This window comes from Paenibacillus sp. DMB20 (assembly GCF_000987955.1).
In the GTDB taxonomy this organism is placed as follows: Bacteria; Bacillota; Bacilli; order Paenibacillales; family Paenibacillaceae; genus Paenibacillus_AQ.
On sequence record NZ_LAZU01000039.1, the window covers coordinates 1 to 17,645 of the forward strand.

The 17,645-nt window shown below is 51.4% G+C and carries 13 protein-coding genes, 2 tRNA genes, 1 pseudogene and 1 other annotated feature; of the genes and pseudogenes, 13 read left to right on the plus strand and 3 right to left on the minus strand.

Annotated elements, in window-relative coordinates; genetic code table 11:
- The first annotated feature begins 84 nt into the window (after window positions 1-84).
- From XI25_RS23160 to XI25_RS23170, 3 genes are all read left to right on the plus strand, one after another.
- Window positions 85-158 (plus strand) — tRNA-Arg (locus XI25_RS23160).
- A gap of 259 nt (window positions 159-417) precedes the next feature.
- Complete coding sequence (locus XI25_RS23165) at window positions 418-876, plus strand: SAM-dependent methyltransferase (protein ID WP_046680518.1); 459 nt, start codon at window positions 418-420, stop codon at window positions 874-876.
- A 35-nt stretch (window positions 877-911) separates the two neighbouring features.
- Window positions 912-1,355 (plus strand): hypothetical protein, encoded by a 444-nt coding sequence (locus XI25_RS23170; protein WP_052759722.1) that lies wholly within the window; start codon window positions 912-914, stop codon window positions 1,353-1,355.
- A 174-nt stretch (window positions 1,356-1,529) separates the two neighbouring features.
- On the opposite strand, the gene XI25_RS23175 is transcribed toward XI25_RS23170, so the two are convergent.
- Both XI25_RS23175 and XI25_RS23180 read right to left on the minus strand, forming a co-directional pair.
- On the minus strand, window positions 1,530-3,410 hold the full coding sequence (locus tag XI25_RS23175) for an arginine--tRNA ligase (protein ID WP_046680468.1): 1,881 nt from the start codon (window positions 3,408-3,410) through the stop codon (window positions 1,530-1,532).
- A gap of 147 nt (window positions 3,411-3,557) precedes the next feature.
- Window positions 3,558-3,781: a binding site (T-box leader), on the minus strand.
- A 178-nt stretch (window positions 3,782-3,959) separates the two neighbouring features.
- Window positions 3,960-4,390, minus strand: a pseudogene (locus tag XI25_RS23180) (EamA family transporter).
- A gap of 295 nt (window positions 4,391-4,685) precedes the next feature.
- On the opposite strand from XI25_RS23180, the gene XI25_RS23185 reads away from it, so the two are divergent.
- Window positions 4,686-5,216, plus strand: a complete 531-nt coding sequence (locus tag XI25_RS23185) for a GNAT family N-acetyltransferase (RefSeq protein WP_046680469.1) — start codon at window positions 4,686-4,688, stop codon at window positions 5,214-5,216.
- 356 nt (window positions 5,217-5,572) lie between these two features.
- Here the strand turns inward: XI25_RS23185 and XI25_RS23190 are convergent.
- Window positions 5,573-5,646: transfer RNA gene (locus XI25_RS23190), tRNA-Arg, on the minus strand.
- Window positions 5,647-5,984: 338 nt separating this feature from the next.
- Here XI25_RS23190 and XI25_RS23195 point away from each other — a divergent pair.
- The 9 genes from XI25_RS23195 to XI25_RS23240 all read left to right on the plus strand — a co-directional run bounded on the left by XI25_RS23195 (window position 5,985) and on the right by XI25_RS23240 (window position 17,624).
- Window positions 5,985-6,824 (plus strand): hypothetical protein, encoded by an 840-nt coding sequence (locus tag XI25_RS23195; protein WP_046680519.1) that lies wholly within the window; start codon window positions 5,985-5,987, stop codon window positions 6,822-6,824.
- Between the two features lie 143 nt (window positions 6,825-6,967).
- Window positions 6,968-8,290, plus strand: a complete 1,323-nt coding sequence (gene tig / locus XI25_RS23200; RefSeq protein WP_046680470.1) for a trigger factor — start codon at window positions 6,968-6,970, stop codon at window positions 8,288-8,290.
- A 377-nt stretch (window positions 8,291-8,667) separates the two neighbouring features.
- Window positions 8,668-9,258, plus strand: a complete 591-nt coding sequence (clpP, locus tag XI25_RS23205) for an ATP-dependent Clp endopeptidase proteolytic subunit ClpP (protein ID WP_046680471.1) — start codon at window positions 8,668-8,670, stop codon at window positions 9,256-9,258.
- A 14-nt stretch (window positions 9,259-9,272) separates the two neighbouring features.
- Window positions 9,273-10,535, plus strand: coding sequence for an ATP-dependent protease ATP-binding subunit ClpX (gene clpX / locus XI25_RS23210; protein ID WP_046680472.1), 1,263 nt, complete (start codon window positions 9,273-9,275; stop codon window positions 10,533-10,535).
- Between the two features lie 103 nt (window positions 10,536-10,638).
- Window positions 10,639-11,748, plus strand: coding sequence for a flavodoxin-dependent (E)-4-hydroxy-3-methylbut-2-enyl-diphosphate synthase (gene ispG, locus XI25_RS23215; RefSeq protein WP_046680473.1), 1,110 nt, complete (start codon window positions 10,639-10,641; stop codon window positions 11,746-11,748).
- Between the two features lie 238 nt (window positions 11,749-11,986).
- A complete protein-coding gene (gene lonB / locus XI25_RS23225; protein ID WP_046680475.1) occupies window positions 11,987-13,714 on the plus strand; it encodes an ATP-dependent protease LonB in 1,728 nt (575 codons plus the stop codon).
- 84 nt (window positions 13,715-13,798) lie between these two features.
- The gene (gene lon / locus XI25_RS23230) at window positions 13,799-16,135 is read left to right on the plus strand and encodes an endopeptidase La (protein ID WP_046680476.1); all 2,337 of its coding nucleotides are present in this window, start codon (window positions 13,799-13,801) and stop codon (window positions 16,133-16,135) included.
- Between the two features lie 15 nt (window positions 16,136-16,150).
- Entirely contained in the window at window positions 16,151-16,792 is a 642-nt protein-coding gene (yihA, locus tag XI25_RS23235; RefSeq protein ID WP_046680477.1) for a ribosome biogenesis GTP-binding protein YihA/YsxC, read from the plus strand.
- Between the two features lie 244 nt (window positions 16,793-17,036).
- Window positions 17,037-17,624, plus strand: coding sequence for a hypothetical protein (locus tag XI25_RS23240; protein WP_046680520.1), 588 nt, complete (start codon window positions 17,037-17,039; stop codon window positions 17,622-17,624).
- The last annotated feature ends 21 nt before the right edge of the window (window positions 17,625-17,645 follow it).

Sequence of the window (17,645 nt, forward strand, 5' to 3'; positions counted from 1 at the left end):
CTTGTAATTGAAAAAAATTGTTCTTTGAAAATCGGTGAAGATGCGATATAATATTCCTTGTCACTGTTTCAAATACATACTCATGTCCCAGTAGCTCAGCTGGATAGAGCAACGGCCTTCTAAGCCGTCGGTCAGGGGTTCGAATCCCTTCTGGGACGTATGTCAAAAAAACGCCTTAGGGCGTTTTTTTTTCGTTCCAGGGGATGAGAACCCCTGAATAGGGGGGGCGTCGGAGCATAAGCATCGATAGCATACGCTACGCAGTCCGCCGAAGGCGGTATCCCTTCTGGGACGTATGTCAAAAAAATGCCTTAAGGGCGTTTTTTTTTCGTTCCAGGGGATGAGAACCCCTTCCCCATCAGCTTGAAAAAGATTTATACTGTAATGAGCGGCTAAACGTCAGGAGGGATGCTGATCATGGAAATCACCGTAAAGCCAGTAGCCTGCGTCAGGAGTTCCCGTAAAGTCGTTAAAGACGACCATTGGGGAGAGGTGATCTCGACCATTGAGCTGGCCCCAAATTTGAGCGAGCAGTCGCTGGAGGGGATCGACCAATTTTCGCACCTGGATATCGTTTTTTATTTTGATCAGGTGGAGGAACATAAGATCCAAACGGAAGCGCGGCACCCCAGAAACCAAACGGCTTATCCAAAGGTCGGGATCTTTGCGCAGAGAGGCAAAAACCGCCCGAACAAAATCGGCTTGACTACCGTTCGGCTGCTGGGCCATGATGGGCGTACCTTGACGGTGCAAGGTCTGGACGCGATTGACGGCACGCCGGTTCTGGACATTAAGCCCGTCATGAAGGAGTTTTTGCCGAGAGAAGACGTTTCACAGCCTTCTTGGGCTACGGACCTCATGTCTGAATATTGGTAAATTGTTGTCATACATAGAAGGGGAGAGATTTCATCGTGTCAGAAAATAAAATTTCGCAGCACACCGCGATTCTTTTGGAACATGCACAGAAGTGCGGATTATCATCCGAGGAGCTTCAGCATGCCATCCGTTCGGGGAAAGTTGAAGCCTTTGCAAAAGCGCAAAACGGGCATTTTGAGTATGAGGAGCTGTTCAGCTATGCAAGCGACCATGGGGAAGACCTGGAGAAAGCCGTGCTCGAAGGCTACCGAATCACATTCAACACCCGGAACGGTCTGAAAATATGGCTGGAGGAAACGTTCGGCTTAAGCTCGGAGACCGATTTCACTGTCGGGGAAGGTTTCATTGAAGGAGTGACGCTGAATGCGGCGGAGCTGGCCCGGCTGAAACAAGCGCTTGCCGTCAACTGGACGATTTCGGAAGAGACCGAAACAAAGGATGGGTTTATCGTTAAACTGACCGTCCGCGGTTTGCAGTAATCCATTAGATGAATAAGCCCCTGCATCTCTTTATTAAAGAAGAAGCAGGGGCTTATTCAATAAGGATAACCCGATTTAATAGGAAATCCGTTACCGAAATCCCCATGAAAATCTTCCGGCTGAATAGGACAGATTTGCTTACTGATACGCCGATAGGCGTTATGTTGAGGTTTATTACATTCTGGACGGTGTCGGCAGGCCCAATACTTCCAGTACCTCGCCGAGCGTATCCTTAAAGAGGGAGGTAAGCCAAACGCGTTTTTTCCTGGAATCGCCCTCAGCCTTAAGGATCGGGCAAGCTCCATAAAAATTGTTGAACAGCGATGCCAACTCATAGGCGTAATTGCAAAGCATGCTTGGAGAAAGCTCTTGCGCCGCCGCGTCCAGGACATCCGGCCACGCGCTGATATGTCTCAGAAGCGCATGCTCCGCCTGTTCCGGATGATCGATCCGGTGAGGAACGGCCGGAAATACTCCCGCTTCCTGTGCCTTATTCAGCACGCTGAGCGAGCGGGCATAAGAGTAGAGTAGATAGACTCCGGTATTTCCGGAGATTTCGGTCGCCTGCTTCAGATCAAACACCACTTCCGTTTGCAGGGCAAAACGCAGCAGGTAATAACGGATGGAAGCGGCAGCGATCTCCCGGCTGGACAAACCGTTTTTGTCCGAACGGGACTGCTCGATCACCTGCTCTACACGGTCAATCAGCTCCGTAATTTTAATCCCGATCCCTTGACGCCCGGACATGGCATAGGATGCTTTTCCGTCAGTGGTGTCGATGCCAAGTTCGGCGGCGGCCGAAGGACTTAAGGAAACGACGCCGTAGCTGACATGGCGGAGCTTTTGCGCTTCATTATCAAATCCTAGGACCTCAAGGGCTTGTTTGACCATAGCCTGCGGATACTGCTGCCTGTAATCGATGACGTTCACGACCATGTCGCCATTACCGAACGGCATGCGCTCGCCGTGGGAACCGGTGGTCCATACGCCGTCCGAAAATCTTTTATATTCGAAATCATTTTGAAGGAGTCCGTATTTCCAAAGATGATAAGCGATATCCTTGGCGGTATAGGTTAATATCCCGCTGGAGCGAACGAGAACCTTATCGGCGCTGTGGTCGGGATGAGCGCCGTCTGCTTGGTTTGCGGAAAGGGAAGGGGCATTATCGCTTTGCTTGAGTACCCAGCAGCCAGCCAGCTTCCCTTCCGTTTCCAGATGAAACAATGACGTTCCCTTCAGGAGCTCGAAAGCGGACGCCCAGAAGCCTTCCTTCACGATGCTGCTCTCCCACACAAGCAGGTCATACTCAATGCCGAATTGCTTCATTTCTTCCAAGTGCTCCCTTACGATCCGCTCCGCGACCAGGAGACCGACCCAGGAAAGGTTCTGATTCCCCTCCTCCAGGGCATGAAGAACCTCGGTTCTTTTCTTCGCAAGCTCCGAATCGTGTTCGTAGGCCTTGTTAATGGATGAATAAATATCCCAGCAGTAATCGCCGAACCTGTGATGCTCTTTGGATAGCGGAAAATGGAGCATGCCGACGACGGTATCCGCCAGCTGGTTCCCCAGATCGTCAATATAATTATGGACCTCGACGCGGTATCCGTTTTTTCTAAGCAAGCGAACGAGCGTGTCGCCGATGCACGAGTTTCTCAGATGGCCGATATGGGCGGATTTGTTCGGGTTAATGGAGGTATGTTCAACCACCACTTTTTCAACCGGCGCGGGAGCTGGTTCCAATTCCATGGCCGCCCAGGAGGCCCAATCCAGCTTGAAGTTGATAAAGCCGGGAGGGACGACCTCGATCCACGGTATAAGATTGGTAAATTTCGAATTAAGCTGAAGCTGGTCTTTAATCAGGCCTGCAATGGCCAGGGGCGCCTTTCGCAGGATTTTTGCCAGCTGCATGGCGATGTTTGTGGAATAGTCGCCATGATCCATATTGGCAGGCTGCTCGATTTGAATTAGGACATCATCCGGCAGGATGGCGTCCGACAACGTCAAGACCTGCTGCACAGCTTGTTCTACGGCTGAGCTTATGAGCGGTTTTAACATGAATGTTATCCTCCTTTAAAATGAAAAAACGAAGTATTGCAGCAAGTCAGAGCATGCGGACCGGGACAAGAGCGAATGTTTGCAATATAAAGTGTTACACGGGCATCTTAATGCAGACTTTCGGGTAAACAAAAAGTCCCCGTCTCCATAAGAGACGAGGACTATAGTTCTCGCGGTACCACTCTCGTTGCCAACCTTGTTTGGGTCGACCACTTTCGTATACTTTAACGGCGTAAACCGGGGCTCCCTAGTTGCGCTTCGGAAGTCCATCTCCCGGGTCCGTTTCGTGAACGCGTCTGTACCGGCTCCCACTCTCCCGGCTCGCTTGGACATAGACGTCCGTTCATTACTCTCCCGATCATCGAACTTGCTGTATTGATTTTTTTCATATTATAACCAATCCTTCCGAAAAAGCAACCGCGATCTTTATTGAAAATATTGAAATGCATATGTTTGATGGTTATACTATACGATCTCGCTAAGTGGAATTGAAATTGTCCTATCATCATTGCAGGCAGCGCAGAACGAATCCTACCGCCGCCGCAAGGCCTATTTTACAGCCACCAAAAGAGCTCCGACGGCAATCAATGCGACGCCGGCCGCGTTGATCCATGATATTTTTTTCGCCGAGAAACACTAAAGCCAAGATGACGGCAATGACAACGCTCAGCTTATCGATGGGACCGACCTGTGAAACCTTTCCGTACTTCAGGGCCAAAAAATAAAAAAAGCCATGATAAAGCTCCGGCCACCCCGCTGAGCACAATAAAGCCGAGGGCTTTTCGCTGAGCCAATATTTCGCCGATTTGCGAAAATTTACCTTGAACAGCCACCACACCGAGCAGAAACAGAGCCATAATGACGGAACGGATGGCCGTAGCAGAGTTAGCGTCAATGTTTTGAAGCCCGATCTTCCCGAAGATCGCAACGAGTGCTGCGGCCACAGCCGAGAGCAGCGCGTATGTAAGCCATAAAGGCATGTCTTAACCTCCTTTAAATTTTGGGAATCCATGCTTAAGTAGTATATGGCAGGCCTGAAATTTAAACCAGACTCTGACCGTGATGAAGCTCAGGAATGCAACATAGATGAAGGAGAGCCGGATAAAAATTTTGTTGGTTCCGGCATCCTCCCTCAGCGTTTCTCCGTCCTGAGACGGAAAAACGTCCTCTTTTTTTGTTAAGGAATTGATGATTTTTTGCTGAACGTGGATAACGTATGATAAATTATGATTTTAGCTAACACGAGAAGATAAATTGTTGGGAGGAGTGAGCTTGATGGTCAAGATTAGGCCCGTAGAACTCCGCGATGTAGATGAGATCTACCGTTTCCGGTTGGATGAAGAAGTAATGTTCTGGGCGGCAGGCGGGTTTGGCAACGCGATTCCCGCACGAGAGCATCTAATTGACGAATTTCGGAGACAATCGCCCTTGGATACGCAACGCTTTTTCGTGATTGAGGCGCAAGAGGATGTTCAAGATGAGCCGGTGGTAATTGGCCAGATTTCCTTTCGCGATATGGACCGGGTGGCGCGCAGGGCCACGATCGGCATGTTGATCGGTGACCGGCGTTACTGGGGGAAAGGGTACGGGACAACTGCATTATCTGAATTTGTAAAAATTCTCTTCACGCGCTACAACCTGAACCGTATCGACATGGACACTTTTGCTGATAACAAACGGGCGATTCGTTGTTATGAAAAAGTCGGCTTTACTGTAGAAGGGCATGCGGCGAAAAGCCATGTGGACAATGAACGGCTTCCGCGATCAGGTGATCATGGGGCTTCTTCAAGAAGAGTGGCAAGCTAAACATGGGAGTACGACGTATTACCTGTAACGATTTTCGGGACGTATTGACCCGGCCACTACGATGCATGCCGACGAGGAAAATAGCATCGAAGGCCAAAGTGGGCAGAATTCGAAATACTTGCAGTTGCTCCGACGCCCCCTATTTAGGGGTTCTCATCCCTGTACGCAAAAAACCGCCTAAAAGGCGGTTTTGCTTTACGTCCCAGAAGGGATACCGCCTTCGGCGGACTGCGAAGCGGATGCTATCGATGCTTATGCTCCGACGCCCCCCTATTCAGGGGTTCTCATCCCTGGAACGCAAAAAAAAACGCCCTAAGGCGTTTTTTTTTTGATATACGTCCCAGAAGGGAGATATACGTCCCAGAAGGGATTCGAACCCCTGACCGACGGCTTAGAAGGCCGTTGCTCTATCCAGCTGAGCTACTGGGACATGTCATTTTTCAAGCAGAAAATATCATACCATAATAAAAAAATAAATTCAACAGACTTTTTTCTGGAAGAACGATTAATCGCCCCCGTATTGTGTTATAAAGATAAGATATGCTGCCAACGGTTTGTTCGATAACCCTAAAGTGCGGTTGGAGACGGCCATATCCGGACAGGCTCTCTTTTTTAACTTTGAAGGGGTTATGCTATAATCAACAAATATAAAAAACGGATAAGAAAGGAGGTGTCCTTATAAAGGACTCCAACTCCCCAGACCAAGACGACAAAAACATCATCCTGTTTCCGAAGACGTTGGATTTCTATCAGATCCAGCTTACCGTCATGCTCGAAAACGAACGTTACGGGGAGGCCAAGGAGGTTCTCCGCTTTCTGCTCCGGTGTCAAGGCCAGGATGAACGGCATTACGAGGAATGGCAGGCACTGCTGGAGTGGCTTGAGGCCGCTTTTCCATCTGCTTCATCGGGAGCAGCCGGCGAAGGGCATTTGGATGAAGAAGATGAAGAAGACGAAGCGGAGATGACCCGGCGAATGGTCCGGGAGAAGCTTTCGCAGGATGCCGGCTATGCGGATAAACTGCTGGATACCGTCATGAACGGTCCGCTTACCGAGCAGACCGTGCTTGCGTTGGAACAGCTGGCGTACCTGGATCGGCCGGAGGTGGACGAGGCGCTGACCGATTGGCTTAAAGAGAAGCCTCTTCATCCGCTCCTGCAGTTCCGGGTGCTGCAGACCCTGCGGCGAAGAGGAATGTCGGGGACGGTCGTCCTGCCGCGGGGCTCGGAAACAACGGAAGTGGAGGTCGACCAAATCCCGCTGAGCCCCGGTGATTTTCCGGAAGCCGTGCAACGCATACTCGAACGCGTGGCGGAGAAGACGGAAGTGCATGAGCCGACTCTATATTATTTTGCACAGGAGCTGTGGTCCCAGTTCATTATGGCGGTTTATGGCACGGCCGATTATCGGTCCATGCTCGATAACGACGAAGCTACGCAGGACATTTGGGCTGCCGCACTGCATGATACCGTCTCCGAGAGTCTGAAAGGAATCCGGGAAGAAGAAGAAATTCGTTCCTCCTACGGCATTACCGACACGATGCGTTTTCGCTATGAACAGGCCTACCGCTCTATTAAACAATTCGTATCCGCGGGCGCGCATGACTGAATCGGCGGGGAAACGTTTCCCGCACAGAGCGGCAAGGGTTCGCCCTTGAAAAAGAAATTAATGTTGTTTATACTATAGTGGTTATTCGGTACGGGTTATATTATCTACGCCGACCACGTGAATTTTTGGAGGGGAAAGCATAAATGAAAGCAACTTGGGAAAAAATAGAGAAGAACCTTGGCGTTCTCGACGTTGAGGTTGAAGCGGACCGCGTAGCGGCTGCCCTCGACAAGGCTTTTAATAAAGTAGTAAAAAAAGCAAGCGTACCGGGCTTCCGTAAAGGAAAAGTGCCTCGGCCGATTTTTGAAGCTCGTTATGGAGTGGAAAGCCTCTATCAGGACGCGATCGACATCCTGCTTCCTGAAGCATACGGCGAGGCTGTGGATCAAGCGGAAATCTTTCCCGTAGATCGTCCCGAAATCGACATTGAGCAGTTCGGTAAAGGCCAAGCGTTCAAATTCAAAGCGAGAGTAACGGTGAAACCTGAAGTGAAACTGGGCGACTACAAAGGCATTGAGGTCGCGGCGGTGAAAGCTGAAGTAACCGACGAAGAACTGGCGCAAGAGCTGGAGCGCATGCAGGAGCGTCATGCCGAACTCGTCGTGATTGACGAAGGCGCGGCAGCTTCCGGCGACATCACGGTCATCGACTTTGACGGTTCCATTGACGGCGTTCCGTTTGAAGGCGGACAAGCCGAGCGTTATTCCCTGGAGCTTGGCAGCAACAGCTTTATTCCCGGCTTTGAAGACCAGGTCATCGGAATGGCAACTGGCGACTTCAAGGACGTTGAAGTAACCTTCCCGGAAACTTACCATGCGGAAGAGCTGGCCGGCAAAAAAGCGGTCTTCAAAGTGAAAGTGCACGAAATCAAGCGCAAGCAGCTTCCTGAGCTGGATGACGAGTTCGCCAAAGACGTAAGCGAATTCGATACGCTTGACGAGTACAAGGAAGACTTGAAGCAACAGCTTCTTTCCCGTAAGGAACAGGAAGCCCAAGGCGTGCGTGAAAACGAAGTTGTCGAAAAAGCGGCAGCAAACGCCGAGATTGAAATTCCTGAAGCCATGGTACAATCCGAAGTTCAAAACATGATGCGCGATTTCGACAATCGTCTTCGTCAGCAAGGCATGAACCTTGACATGTTCCTCAGCTTCTCCGGCCAGTCCAAATCCGATCTTGAAGGTCAAATGAAGGACGATGCCGAAAAACGCGTTCGCAACAATCTGGTGCTTGAGCAGATTGCGAAGGAAGAGAAGCTCGAAGTATCCGAAGAGGAGATCAATGAAGAGCTGAACAACATGGCTGAAACGTACAAGCGTTCCGCTGATGAAATCCGCAGCATTCTGTCTTCCAACGGTTCCTTGGACAGCCTTAGCGAAGAACTTCTGCTTCGCAAAACGATCGATTTCCTGCTCGAGAACAGCGTTGAAGGCGCACCTGCTCCAAAAGAAGAAGCAACGGAAGAATAATAATAAGGCCGCAGCATAAGCGGCCGTTAGATTGGATAAGGCACGTTCTTTGATGGCGTGCCTTATTTTTACCTAAAAACACCCAATTGGTTACTAAAAATGACATGAAATGGGTGTTTTTGCGCAGATATAAGCAAAGTATGTAGTTCATTTATACTTGGCTTATATTTCCTGGTAGAAACGTCAATTTTGCCCCATCCCCAGAGGACGATGGCGTCGTTTCTACTTGCATACATACTGAGATAAGTTGGCAGGATATATTTTTTGGCCAGTTCATAGAATGTAAACATGGTTAAAAAATGACATGGCGCTTTGAACATGTTAGAATATCTTTTGTAACGCTAAAGTATAATTTTCAAGGAAAAGAGGTTGGTCGCATGAGTCTTGTACCTATGGTTGTGGAACAAACCAATCGGGGAGAGAGATCCTACGATATATATTCCCGATTACTGAAAGATCGCATCATCTTCCTCAGCAGTGCGATCGATGACGATGTCGCCAATCTTGTTATTGCCCAGCTGTTGTTTTTGGCTGCGGAAGATCCGGAGAAGGACATCCACATGTACATCAATTCACCCGGTGGTTCCGTAACGGCCGGGATGGGTATATATGATACGATGCAGTACATCAAGCCTGATGTGTCCACGATTTGCGTTGGCATGGCCGCCAGCATGGGGTCGCTGCTCCTGACCGCCGGGGCACCGGGCAAACGGTATGCGCTGGAGAACAGCGAGGTCATGATTCACCAGCCGCTGGGAGGAATTCAAGGCCAGGCATCCGATATTCAAATCCACGCAGATTGGATCATCAAGACAAGACAGAAGCTTAACCGTATCTATGTGGAACGCACAGGTCAGCCCCTTGAAAAAATCGAACGCGATACGGACCGCGACTTCTTCATGAGCGCGGAAGAAGCGAAGTCATACGGGATTATCGACGATGTCCTGTCTTCACCGATCAAATCTTAAGAGGTGGTTATAGCATGTTTAAATTTAACGACGACAAAGGGCAGCTGAAATGCTCCTTCTGCGGCAAATCCCAGGAGCAGGTCCGCAAGCTGGTTGCTGGTCCCGGCGTTTATATATGTGACGAGTGCATCGATCTGTGCTCGGAAATCGTAGAGGAGGAACTCGGCCACGAGGAAGAGGTCGATCTGAAGGATATTCCGAAACCGCGGGAAATCCGCGGTATTTTGGATCAATACGTCATCGGCCAGGATCAAGCAAAAAAATCCTTGTCGGTAGCCGTATACAATCACTACAAGCGCATTAACACGCAAAACAAAATCGAGGACGTCGAATTGCAAAAGAGCAACATTTTGCTGCTCGGTCCTACCGGTTCCGGTAAAACGCTGCTGGCGCAGACTATGGCCAAAATCCTAAACGTTCCTTTTGCCATCGCGGACGCGACTTCCCTGACAGAAGCAGGCTATGTGGGCGAAGACGTTGAGAATATCTTGCTGAAGCTGATTCAGGCTGCGGACTACGACGTTGAAAAAGCCGAACGCGGCATCATTTATATCGACGAAATCGATAAAGTGGCCCGTAAATCCGAAAATCCGTCCATTACCCGCGACGTATCGGGCGAGGGCGTGCAGCAGGCCCTTCTGAAAATTCTCGAAGGCACGGTCGCTTCGGTACCTCCGCAAGGCGGACGCAAGCATCCTCATCAGGAGTTTATCCAGATCGACACGACCAACATCCTGTTTATTTGCGGCGGCGCGTTTGACGGACTGGAACAGTACATTAAACGCCGGATCGGCAAAAAGGTCATCGGCTTTAACGCCACAGGTGAGGGGCAGAAGGATCTGAAGCCTGGGGAATACCTGACGATGGTTCTGCCGGAAGACCTGCTTAAATTCGGCCTGATTCCGGAGTTTGTAGGACGTCTGCCGATCATCTCGACCCTTGAGCCGCTTGACGAGCAAGCGCTTGTCCGGATTCTGTCCGAACCGAAGAACGCTTTGACCAAGCAGTATCAGAAGATGCTTGAGCTGGATAACGTCAACCTCAGATTCGAGAAAGAGGCGCTGGAAGCGATCGCCCGTGAAGCCATCAAGCGCAATACCGGTGCGCGCGGTCTTCGCTCCATCATTGAGGGCATCATGCTTGAGGTGATGTACGAAGTGCCGTCCCGTGACGATATTACGGACTGCGTCATTACAGAGAAGGTTGTACGGGATAAGGTTATTCCCGAGCTTCAAGGAAACGGAACCAATGACAAGAAACAAGAAGAAAGCGCCTGATTCCGGCGCTTTTAAATAAAACAACGTCAACTCTCCACTCCCGCTTGCGGCATATCCGTTTTGCCGGGGTGGAGCTTTGGCGTTCTATGGGAGAGATTGATCCATGTTTTTGAGACAGGACACACGGCCCGTTAAAGTGGGTAACCTCACCATCGGCGGAAGCAACGAAGTCATCATTCAAAGCATGTGCACGACCAAAACCGCAGACGTGGAGGCGACGGTTGCCGAAATTCTGCGTTTGGAAGAAGCCGGGTGCCAGCTTGTGAGGGTCACGGTTAACAATGACGAGGCTGCTGCAGCCATCAAGGAAATAAAAAAAAGGATTCATATCCCGCTCGTGGCGGATATCCATTTCAACTACAAGCTGGCCCTTGCCGCGATCGAGAACGGAATCGACAAGGTCCGGATCAACCCCGGCAACATCGGCAAGCGGGCGAAGGTCGAGGAGGTTGTCAAGGCGTGTAAGGCAAAAGGCATTCCGATCCGGATCGGCGTCAATGCCGGTTCCCTGGAAAACCACCTGCTCGAAAAATACGGCTACCCGACGCCGGAGGCCATGGTCGAAAGCGCCTTGTATCATATCGGCATTTTGGAAGAGCTGGATTTCCGCGATATTATCGTTTCGCTGAAGGCCTCGGACGTACCGATGGCTATCGCCGCCTACACCAAAGCCGCGGAGGTCATTCCGTATCCGCTGCACCTGGGCATTACCGAGGCGGGCACGCTGTTCTCCGGAACGGTTAAGAGCGCAGCCGGACTCGGCGCGCTTCTGTCCATGGGAATCGGGAATACGATGAGGATCTCCCTCAGTGCGGACCCTGTGGAAGAAATCAAGGTGGGACGGGAGCTTTTGAAAACGTTCGGTCTGATTTCGGACGCGCCGACACTCGTGTCCTGTCCGACCTGCGGCCGTCTGGATATCGATTTGTTTTCCATCGCCAACGAAGTAGAAGAATACATTTCAAATCTCAAAGTCCCGATTAAAGTTTCCGTGCTCGGCTGTGCCGTTAACGGCCCGGGCGAAGCCAGGGAAGCCGATATCGGCATCGCCGGCGCGCGCGGAGAAGGGCTCTTGTTCCGCTATGGGGAAATGATCCGCAAAGTGCCGGAGGAAACGATGGTCGAAGAGCTGAAGAAGGAGATCGACCATATCGTCAAGGTGTATGAAGAAACCGGTGAAATTCCGGGCCGCAAGCATAAAACTGGCGTATAAACGCCGGATATTTCCATACGTTCGCAAGAAAGCCGTCAGCCGGATGTTTCCGGCACGGCTTTTTTGCATGCGCAGTTACCGCAGAAACAACCTGGCGGGGACCATTTCGCCGTTCCCGGCCCTTGGTTTCTCTGTAATTCATTTGAAAGAATACTTTTACCTTCAACTGAAACAGGCAATACTATCATGTATTAACGTGTTTCAGAATGAAATTACGGAGAAACGGGAGGAATGACTTGTGAATCTCAATGTGATCATTATGCTGGTACAGCTGTTCTTTGCCGTAATCATCGGCGTTTATTTTTGGAATCTGCTTCGGGGGCAAAAGACGAGCAAAACGGCCGTTGACCGGGAGTCGCGCAAAGAGCTCGACAAGCTTCGGAAGCTCCGTTCCATCACGCTGACGAAACCGCTGGCGGAGAAAACCCGGCCTCAGACGATGGATGACATCGTCGGCCAGAAGGACGGGCTCCGTGCCCTGAAAGCCGCGCTTTGCAGCAGCAATCCGCAGCACGTCATCGTTTACGGCCCGCCCGGAGTCGGAAAAACGGCGGCGGCACGCGTCGTCCTCGAAGAAGCCAAAAAAAATCCGCAATCGCCTTTTAAATATGACGCCAAGTTTACGGAAATCGATGCGACCACCGCACGCTTTGACGAACGTGGCATTGCCGATCCGCTGATCGGTTCCGTACACGACCCGATTTACCAGGGAGCCGGGGCCATGGGCGTGGCAGGCATACCGCAGCCAAAGCCCGGTGCCGTAACCAAAGCCCACGGAGGAATTTTGTTCGTGGATGAAATCGGTGAATTGCATCCGATTCAAATGAATAAGCTGTTAAAGGTGCTCGAAGACAGGAAAGTGCTGCTCGAAAGCGCGTATTATAATTCCGAAGACGCCAATACCCCGGCGTACATTCACGATATCTTTCAAAATGGCCTTCCGGCTGACTTTCGGCTGGTCGGAGCAACGACGCGTTCGCCGGAAGAAATCGCGCCTGCCTTGCGTTCGCGCTGCATGGAGATTTTCTTCCGTCCGCTTCTGCCGGAGGAAATCGGACGGATCGCGGAGGACGCTATCCAGAAGATCGGCTTAAAGCCTTGCCCCGAATCGGTGGAGGTCGTCAAACGGTATTGCACGAACGGCCGTGAAGCCGTGAATATGATTCAGCTGGCAGCGGGGCTGGCTCTTACTGAAAAGAGGGAGACGCTTCGTGCAGCCGATGTGGAATGGGTGGCGAGCAGCAGCCAGCTGCAGCCGCGGCCGGACCGGAAGGTGCCGGAACGTCCCCAGGTCGGTCTTGTCAACGGTTTGGCGGTTTACGGCCCGAATATGGGGGCGCTGCTGGAAATCGAGGTGTCCGCCGTTGCTGCCGACAAAGGCAGGGGCACTTACAACATCACGGGCGTAGTGGACGAGGAGGAGCTTGGCGGAGGAGCGCGCAAGCTGCGGCGTAAAAGCATGGCCAAAGGTTCCGTCGAAAATGTGCTCACCGTTCTGGGATCCATGGGCTTTTGTCCGAAGGATTACGATCTGCATATCAATTTCCCCGGCGGAACGCCGATCGATGGGCCTTCCGCGGGTATCGCGATGGCTACGGCGATCGTGTCTGCCATTCGGGGGCTTGAGGTGGACAACAAAATCGCCATGACCGGGGAAATCAGCATTCACGGCAAAGTGAAGCCGATCGGCGGCGTGATTGCCAAGGTGGAGGCGGCTTTCCAAGCAGGTGCAACCACGGTGATCATTCCGAAGGATAACTGGCAGACCTTGTTCCAGGATTTAAACGGACTGCGGGTTATTCCCGTTGAATCCGTGAAGGAAGTATTCGCTCAGGTGTTCGGCGGAGCCGTAACTCCGGATATTGTTCAAATGCCGGCCAGCGAGACATTTCCGGCCGCTTCCGGCTCGCTGCTCCAGGCTAACCCTCCCCACGCGGGGGGAATGACCGATGCGGGCAGCTGTTAACAACCGCTTTGTTGGTTTTTTATACGAACATTTGATAAAATAGGAATAGTGTCAACATTGAGAGCCATTGGAGGTGTGAAAGCGATGGGACCCAATAAAAACAAAGGTCGTCGTTTTCCTTTGCTGCCTTTAAGAGGACTTCTCGTCTACCCAAGCATGGTGCTGCATCTGGACGTGGGGCGGGAGAAATCGGTTAAGGCATTAGAAAAAGCTATGGTTGAAGACAATTTGATTCTCCTTTGTTCTCAATCGGAAGTGAACATTGAAGAGCCGACGCAAGAGGATATTTTTCGGATCGGTACGGTAGCGAATGTAAGACAAATGCTCAAGCTTCCGAACGGTACCATACGCGTGTTAGTGGAAGGTATGGAACGGGCGGAGATTATTCAATATACCGATAACGAGGACTATTACGAAGTCCTTGCTTGTGAGCTTCCCGAGGAGGAGAATAACGATTCCGAAGTGGCCGCCCTGATGAGGACGGTGCTGGGGCAATTTGAGAATTACATCAATTTGTCCAAAAAAGTGACGCCCGAAACTCTGGCCGCGGTTTCCGATATCGAAGAGCCGGGCCGTCTTGCGGACGTTATTACCAGCCATCTGTCGCTTAAAATAAAGGATAAGCAGGAAATTCTCGAAACGATCGACGTGCGCAAGCGTCTGGAGAAGCTGCTGGACATCCTGAACAATGAGCGTGAAGTGCTTGAATTGGAACGCAAAATCAATCAGCGCGTCAAGAAGCAGATGGAGAAAACCCAGAAGGAATACTATCTTCGCGAGCAGATGAAGGCGATCCAGAAAGAGCTTGGAGAGAAGGAAGGCCGCGCGGGCGAAGTGGAAGAGCTGCGAAGCCAGCTGAAGGAACTGGAGCTTCCGGAACGCGTGCAGGAGAAAATCGAGAAAGAAATCGACCGTCTTGAAAAAATGCCGTCCAGTTCCGCCGAAGGCGGTGTCATCCGGAACTACGTCGACTGGCTGCTTGCGCTGCCATGGAATACGCTGACCGAGGATGATCTGGATATCAAGAAGGCGGAGCAGATTCTGGATGAGGATCACTACGGCCTTGAGAAGCCGAAGGAGCGGGTGCTTGAATATCTGGCCGTTCAGAAGCTCGTCAAGAAGCTGAAAGGGCCGATCCTGTGTCTTGTCGGTCCTCCCGGTGTCGGTAAAACCTCCCTTGCCCGTTCCATTGCCCGTTCGCTGGAACGCAAGTTTGTCCGTATATCTTTGGGCGGCGTTCGCGACGAGGCCGAAATCCGCGGCCACCGCCGGACCTATGTCGGCGCAATGCCGGGCCGGATCATCCAGGGGATGAAAACCGCCGGATCCAAAAACCCGGTGTTCCTTCTGGACGAAATCGACAAAATGGCAGCGGACTTCCGGGGTGACCCGGCATCGGCGCTGCTGGAAGTGCTCGATCCGGAACAAAACAACACCTTTAGCGATCACTTTATCGAAATTCCGTTTGATCTGTCCAAAGTCATGTTCGTAACGACGGCCAATGTGCTGCATAACATTCCGCGTCCGTTGCTCGACCGGATGGAAGTTCTGAATATCCCGGGCTATACCGAGCTTGAGAAGCTTCAGATCGCTTCGCGCTATCTGCTGCCGAAGCAGAAGCGAGAGCACGGCCTTGAGTCTGAACAGCTTCAGCTGGATGAGAAGGCTCTTTTGAAAGTGATCCGGGAATATACCCGGGAATCCGGGGTTCGTAATCTGGAGCAGCAGATTGCCGCCCTTTGCCGGAAAACGGCGAAGAAAATCGTTACCGACGCATCCGAAGTCATCGCGATCGGCGAAGACGATATTAAGGAATATTTGGGCGCGCCGAAGTTCCGTTACGGCATGGCCGAGCTGGAGGATCAGGTGGGAAGCGTCACCGGCTTGGCGTGGACCGAGGTCGGCGGAGATACGCTTACCATCGAGGTCACCGTTGTACCGGGAAAAGGCAAACTGACGCTCACGGGCAAACTTGGCGATGTCATGAAGGAGTCCGCTCAGGCTGCGTTTAGTTATACGCGATCCAAAGCGGCGGAGTTTGGGATTGAACCGGACTTCCATGAGAAGCTTGACGTCCACATTCACATACCGGAGGGGGCGATCCCGAAAGACGGGCCTTCCGCCGGCATTACGATGGCCACAGCCCTTATATCCGCCCTGACCAAACGGCATGTTGCCCGCGACGTCGCGATGACCGGCGAAATTACGCTTCGGGGACGGGTGCTGCCGATCGGCGGCCTGAAAGAGAAGTCCCTGGCCGCTCACCGGGCAGGCTACAAAAAAATTCTGCTCCCGAAAGACAACGAACGGGATTTGCGCGACATCCCCGACAGCGTAAAGAACGATGTTGAATTTATACCGGTATCCCATATGGATCAGGTGCTCCAGCATGCTCTTGTGGAGCCGGCGGGATTGCACTAGAGAGGAATTGCAACCATGAAAGTAACCAAAGCTGAATTTGTGATCAGTGCCGTAGGTCCCGCTCAATATCCTGATGACGCCTTGCCGGAGATTGCTCTGGCAGGGCGTTCCAATGTGGGCAAATCGTCGCTGATCAACCGCATGATTTCCCGAAAAAACCTGGCGAGGACAAGCTCGACGCCGGGCAAAACGCAGCATTTGAACTATTACCGTATCAATGACGGGCTTTATTTCGTGGATTTCCCCGGATATGGTTATGCAAAGGTATCCAAAACCCAGCGGGCAGCCTGGGGAACCATGATCGAAAAATACTTGCTTGAACGGGATGCCCTAAAGCTGGTCCTGCTGGTCGTTGATTTGCGGCATCCGCCGTCGAAAGACGACGTCAATATGTACGACTGGCTGCAGTATTATAACCGGCCTGTCTGCGTAGTGGCTACGAAAGCGGACAAAATCCCCCGGAGCCGCTGGCAAAAACACATCAAAATGGTCAAGGAAACCCTGGGTTTTCAGCCGCAGCATTCCATGGTCATGTTTTCGTCGGAAAGCGGTCTGGGTAAAGATGAATTATGGAGCATTATTCAGTCTTACGCAGATCGTGCCCCCGATGAGGATGAAGGCGAAATCAATGGGGATGGCGGCTCTTTATCCGACTAAATGGACTGGCGGTTAGCCTAGACCTCGATTTTTCCCGTGCCTTAAACTTTTTATCCGATACCGTAGGGATACGGTGTATTTTCCGTATGAAAGCGAGAATCCCAGAGGATTTTTCACGGAGAATCCGTCTTAATCCGTTTTTTTATGAAATTTGCTGAATAATCTCAATCCGATGACAAGAAAAACCTTTGATGCCTGCGTTATAATTAACGTAAGGATTGTTAAAAGAATTGAGGAGATTTTTATGGCTCATCGGATAGCCACAGAGTATATTAAAGCCACCATGCAAATGACGGACGTTCAAATGAATCAATTTCTTCAGAGCAGCATTGCCTCCCCGATCAATTTCCGTGTGAAGGTAATGGATGGCGGAGGGCAGGAGATCGTGCTCGAAGGCGAAAGCGGGGAAGAAGTTCATTTGCCCTTCGAACGCAAAGATGGCCTGTATGTCTGTGAGTTGTCGTGCCGGCTGGTAACCCCTTCTTTGACCAATGCGGTGCGGAATCTTTTTGCCGCAAGCAAAGGGTCGGGCAGGGTCAACCGGATCTATCGCGGTTTCACCATGAGCTATGACTATCAAGACGGCACGGTACAGCGGATTGCCCAGTTGACGGACGATGCCAGCAGTCTGATCTATGAGTACAAGAATACGGTCGGAGAACTGCAGCGTCTATTCGAAAGCAATGTGACAGAGAAAGAGATCGAGGCGATTCAGCGGAACATTAACGATCTCCTGGATCAACGCTTGGCGGCATCATCGGCCTTAAGCATTGAGCGTATTGACGAACGGTTGCGGCACTACAATCAGCGCCTGTTCGTTTTAGAAGCCTGAGAAGCTCGAAATTAACGAAAG

Bases quoted from the DNA above. Each gene is read 5' to 3' on its own strand.
- XI25_RS23240 (WP_046680520.1), top strand. From the start codon at position 17,037: ATGGCTCATCGGATAGCCACAGAGTATATTAAAGCCACCATGCAAATG.
- clpP (WP_046680471.1), top strand. From the start codon at position 8,668: ATGAGTCTTGTACCTATGGTTGTGGAACAAACCAATCGGGGAGAGAGA.
- XI25_RS23195 (WP_046680519.1), top strand. From the start codon at position 5,985: ATGCTCGAAAACGAACGTTACGGGGAGGCCAAGGAGGTTCTCCGCTTT.
- XI25_RS23175 (WP_046680468.1), bottom strand. From the start codon at position 3,410: ATGTTAAAACCGCTCATAAGCTCAGCCGTAGAACAAGCTGTGCAGCAG.
- clpX (WP_046680472.1), top strand. From the start codon at position 9,273: ATGTTTAAATTTAACGACGACAAAGGGCAGCTGAAATGCTCCTTCTGC.
- XI25_RS23165 (WP_046680518.1), top strand. From the start codon at position 418: ATGGAAATCACCGTAAAGCCAGTAGCCTGCGTCAGGAGTTCCCGTAAA.
- tig (WP_046680470.1), top strand. From the start codon at position 6,968: ATGAAAGCAACTTGGGAAAAAATAGAGAAGAACCTTGGCGTTCTCGAC.
- XI25_RS23185 (WP_046680469.1), top strand. From the start codon at position 4,686: ATGGTCAAGATTAGGCCCGTAGAACTCCGCGATGTAGATGAGATCTAC.
- ispG (WP_046680473.1), top strand. From the start codon at position 10,639: ATGTTTTTGAGACAGGACACACGGCCCGTTAAAGTGGGTAACCTCACC.
- lon (WP_046680476.1), top strand. From the start codon at position 13,799: ATGGGACCCAATAAAAACAAAGGTCGTCGTTTTCCTTTGCTGCCTTTA.
- yihA (WP_046680477.1), top strand. From the start codon at position 16,151: ATGAAAGTAACCAAAGCTGAATTTGTGATCAGTGCCGTAGGTCCCGCT.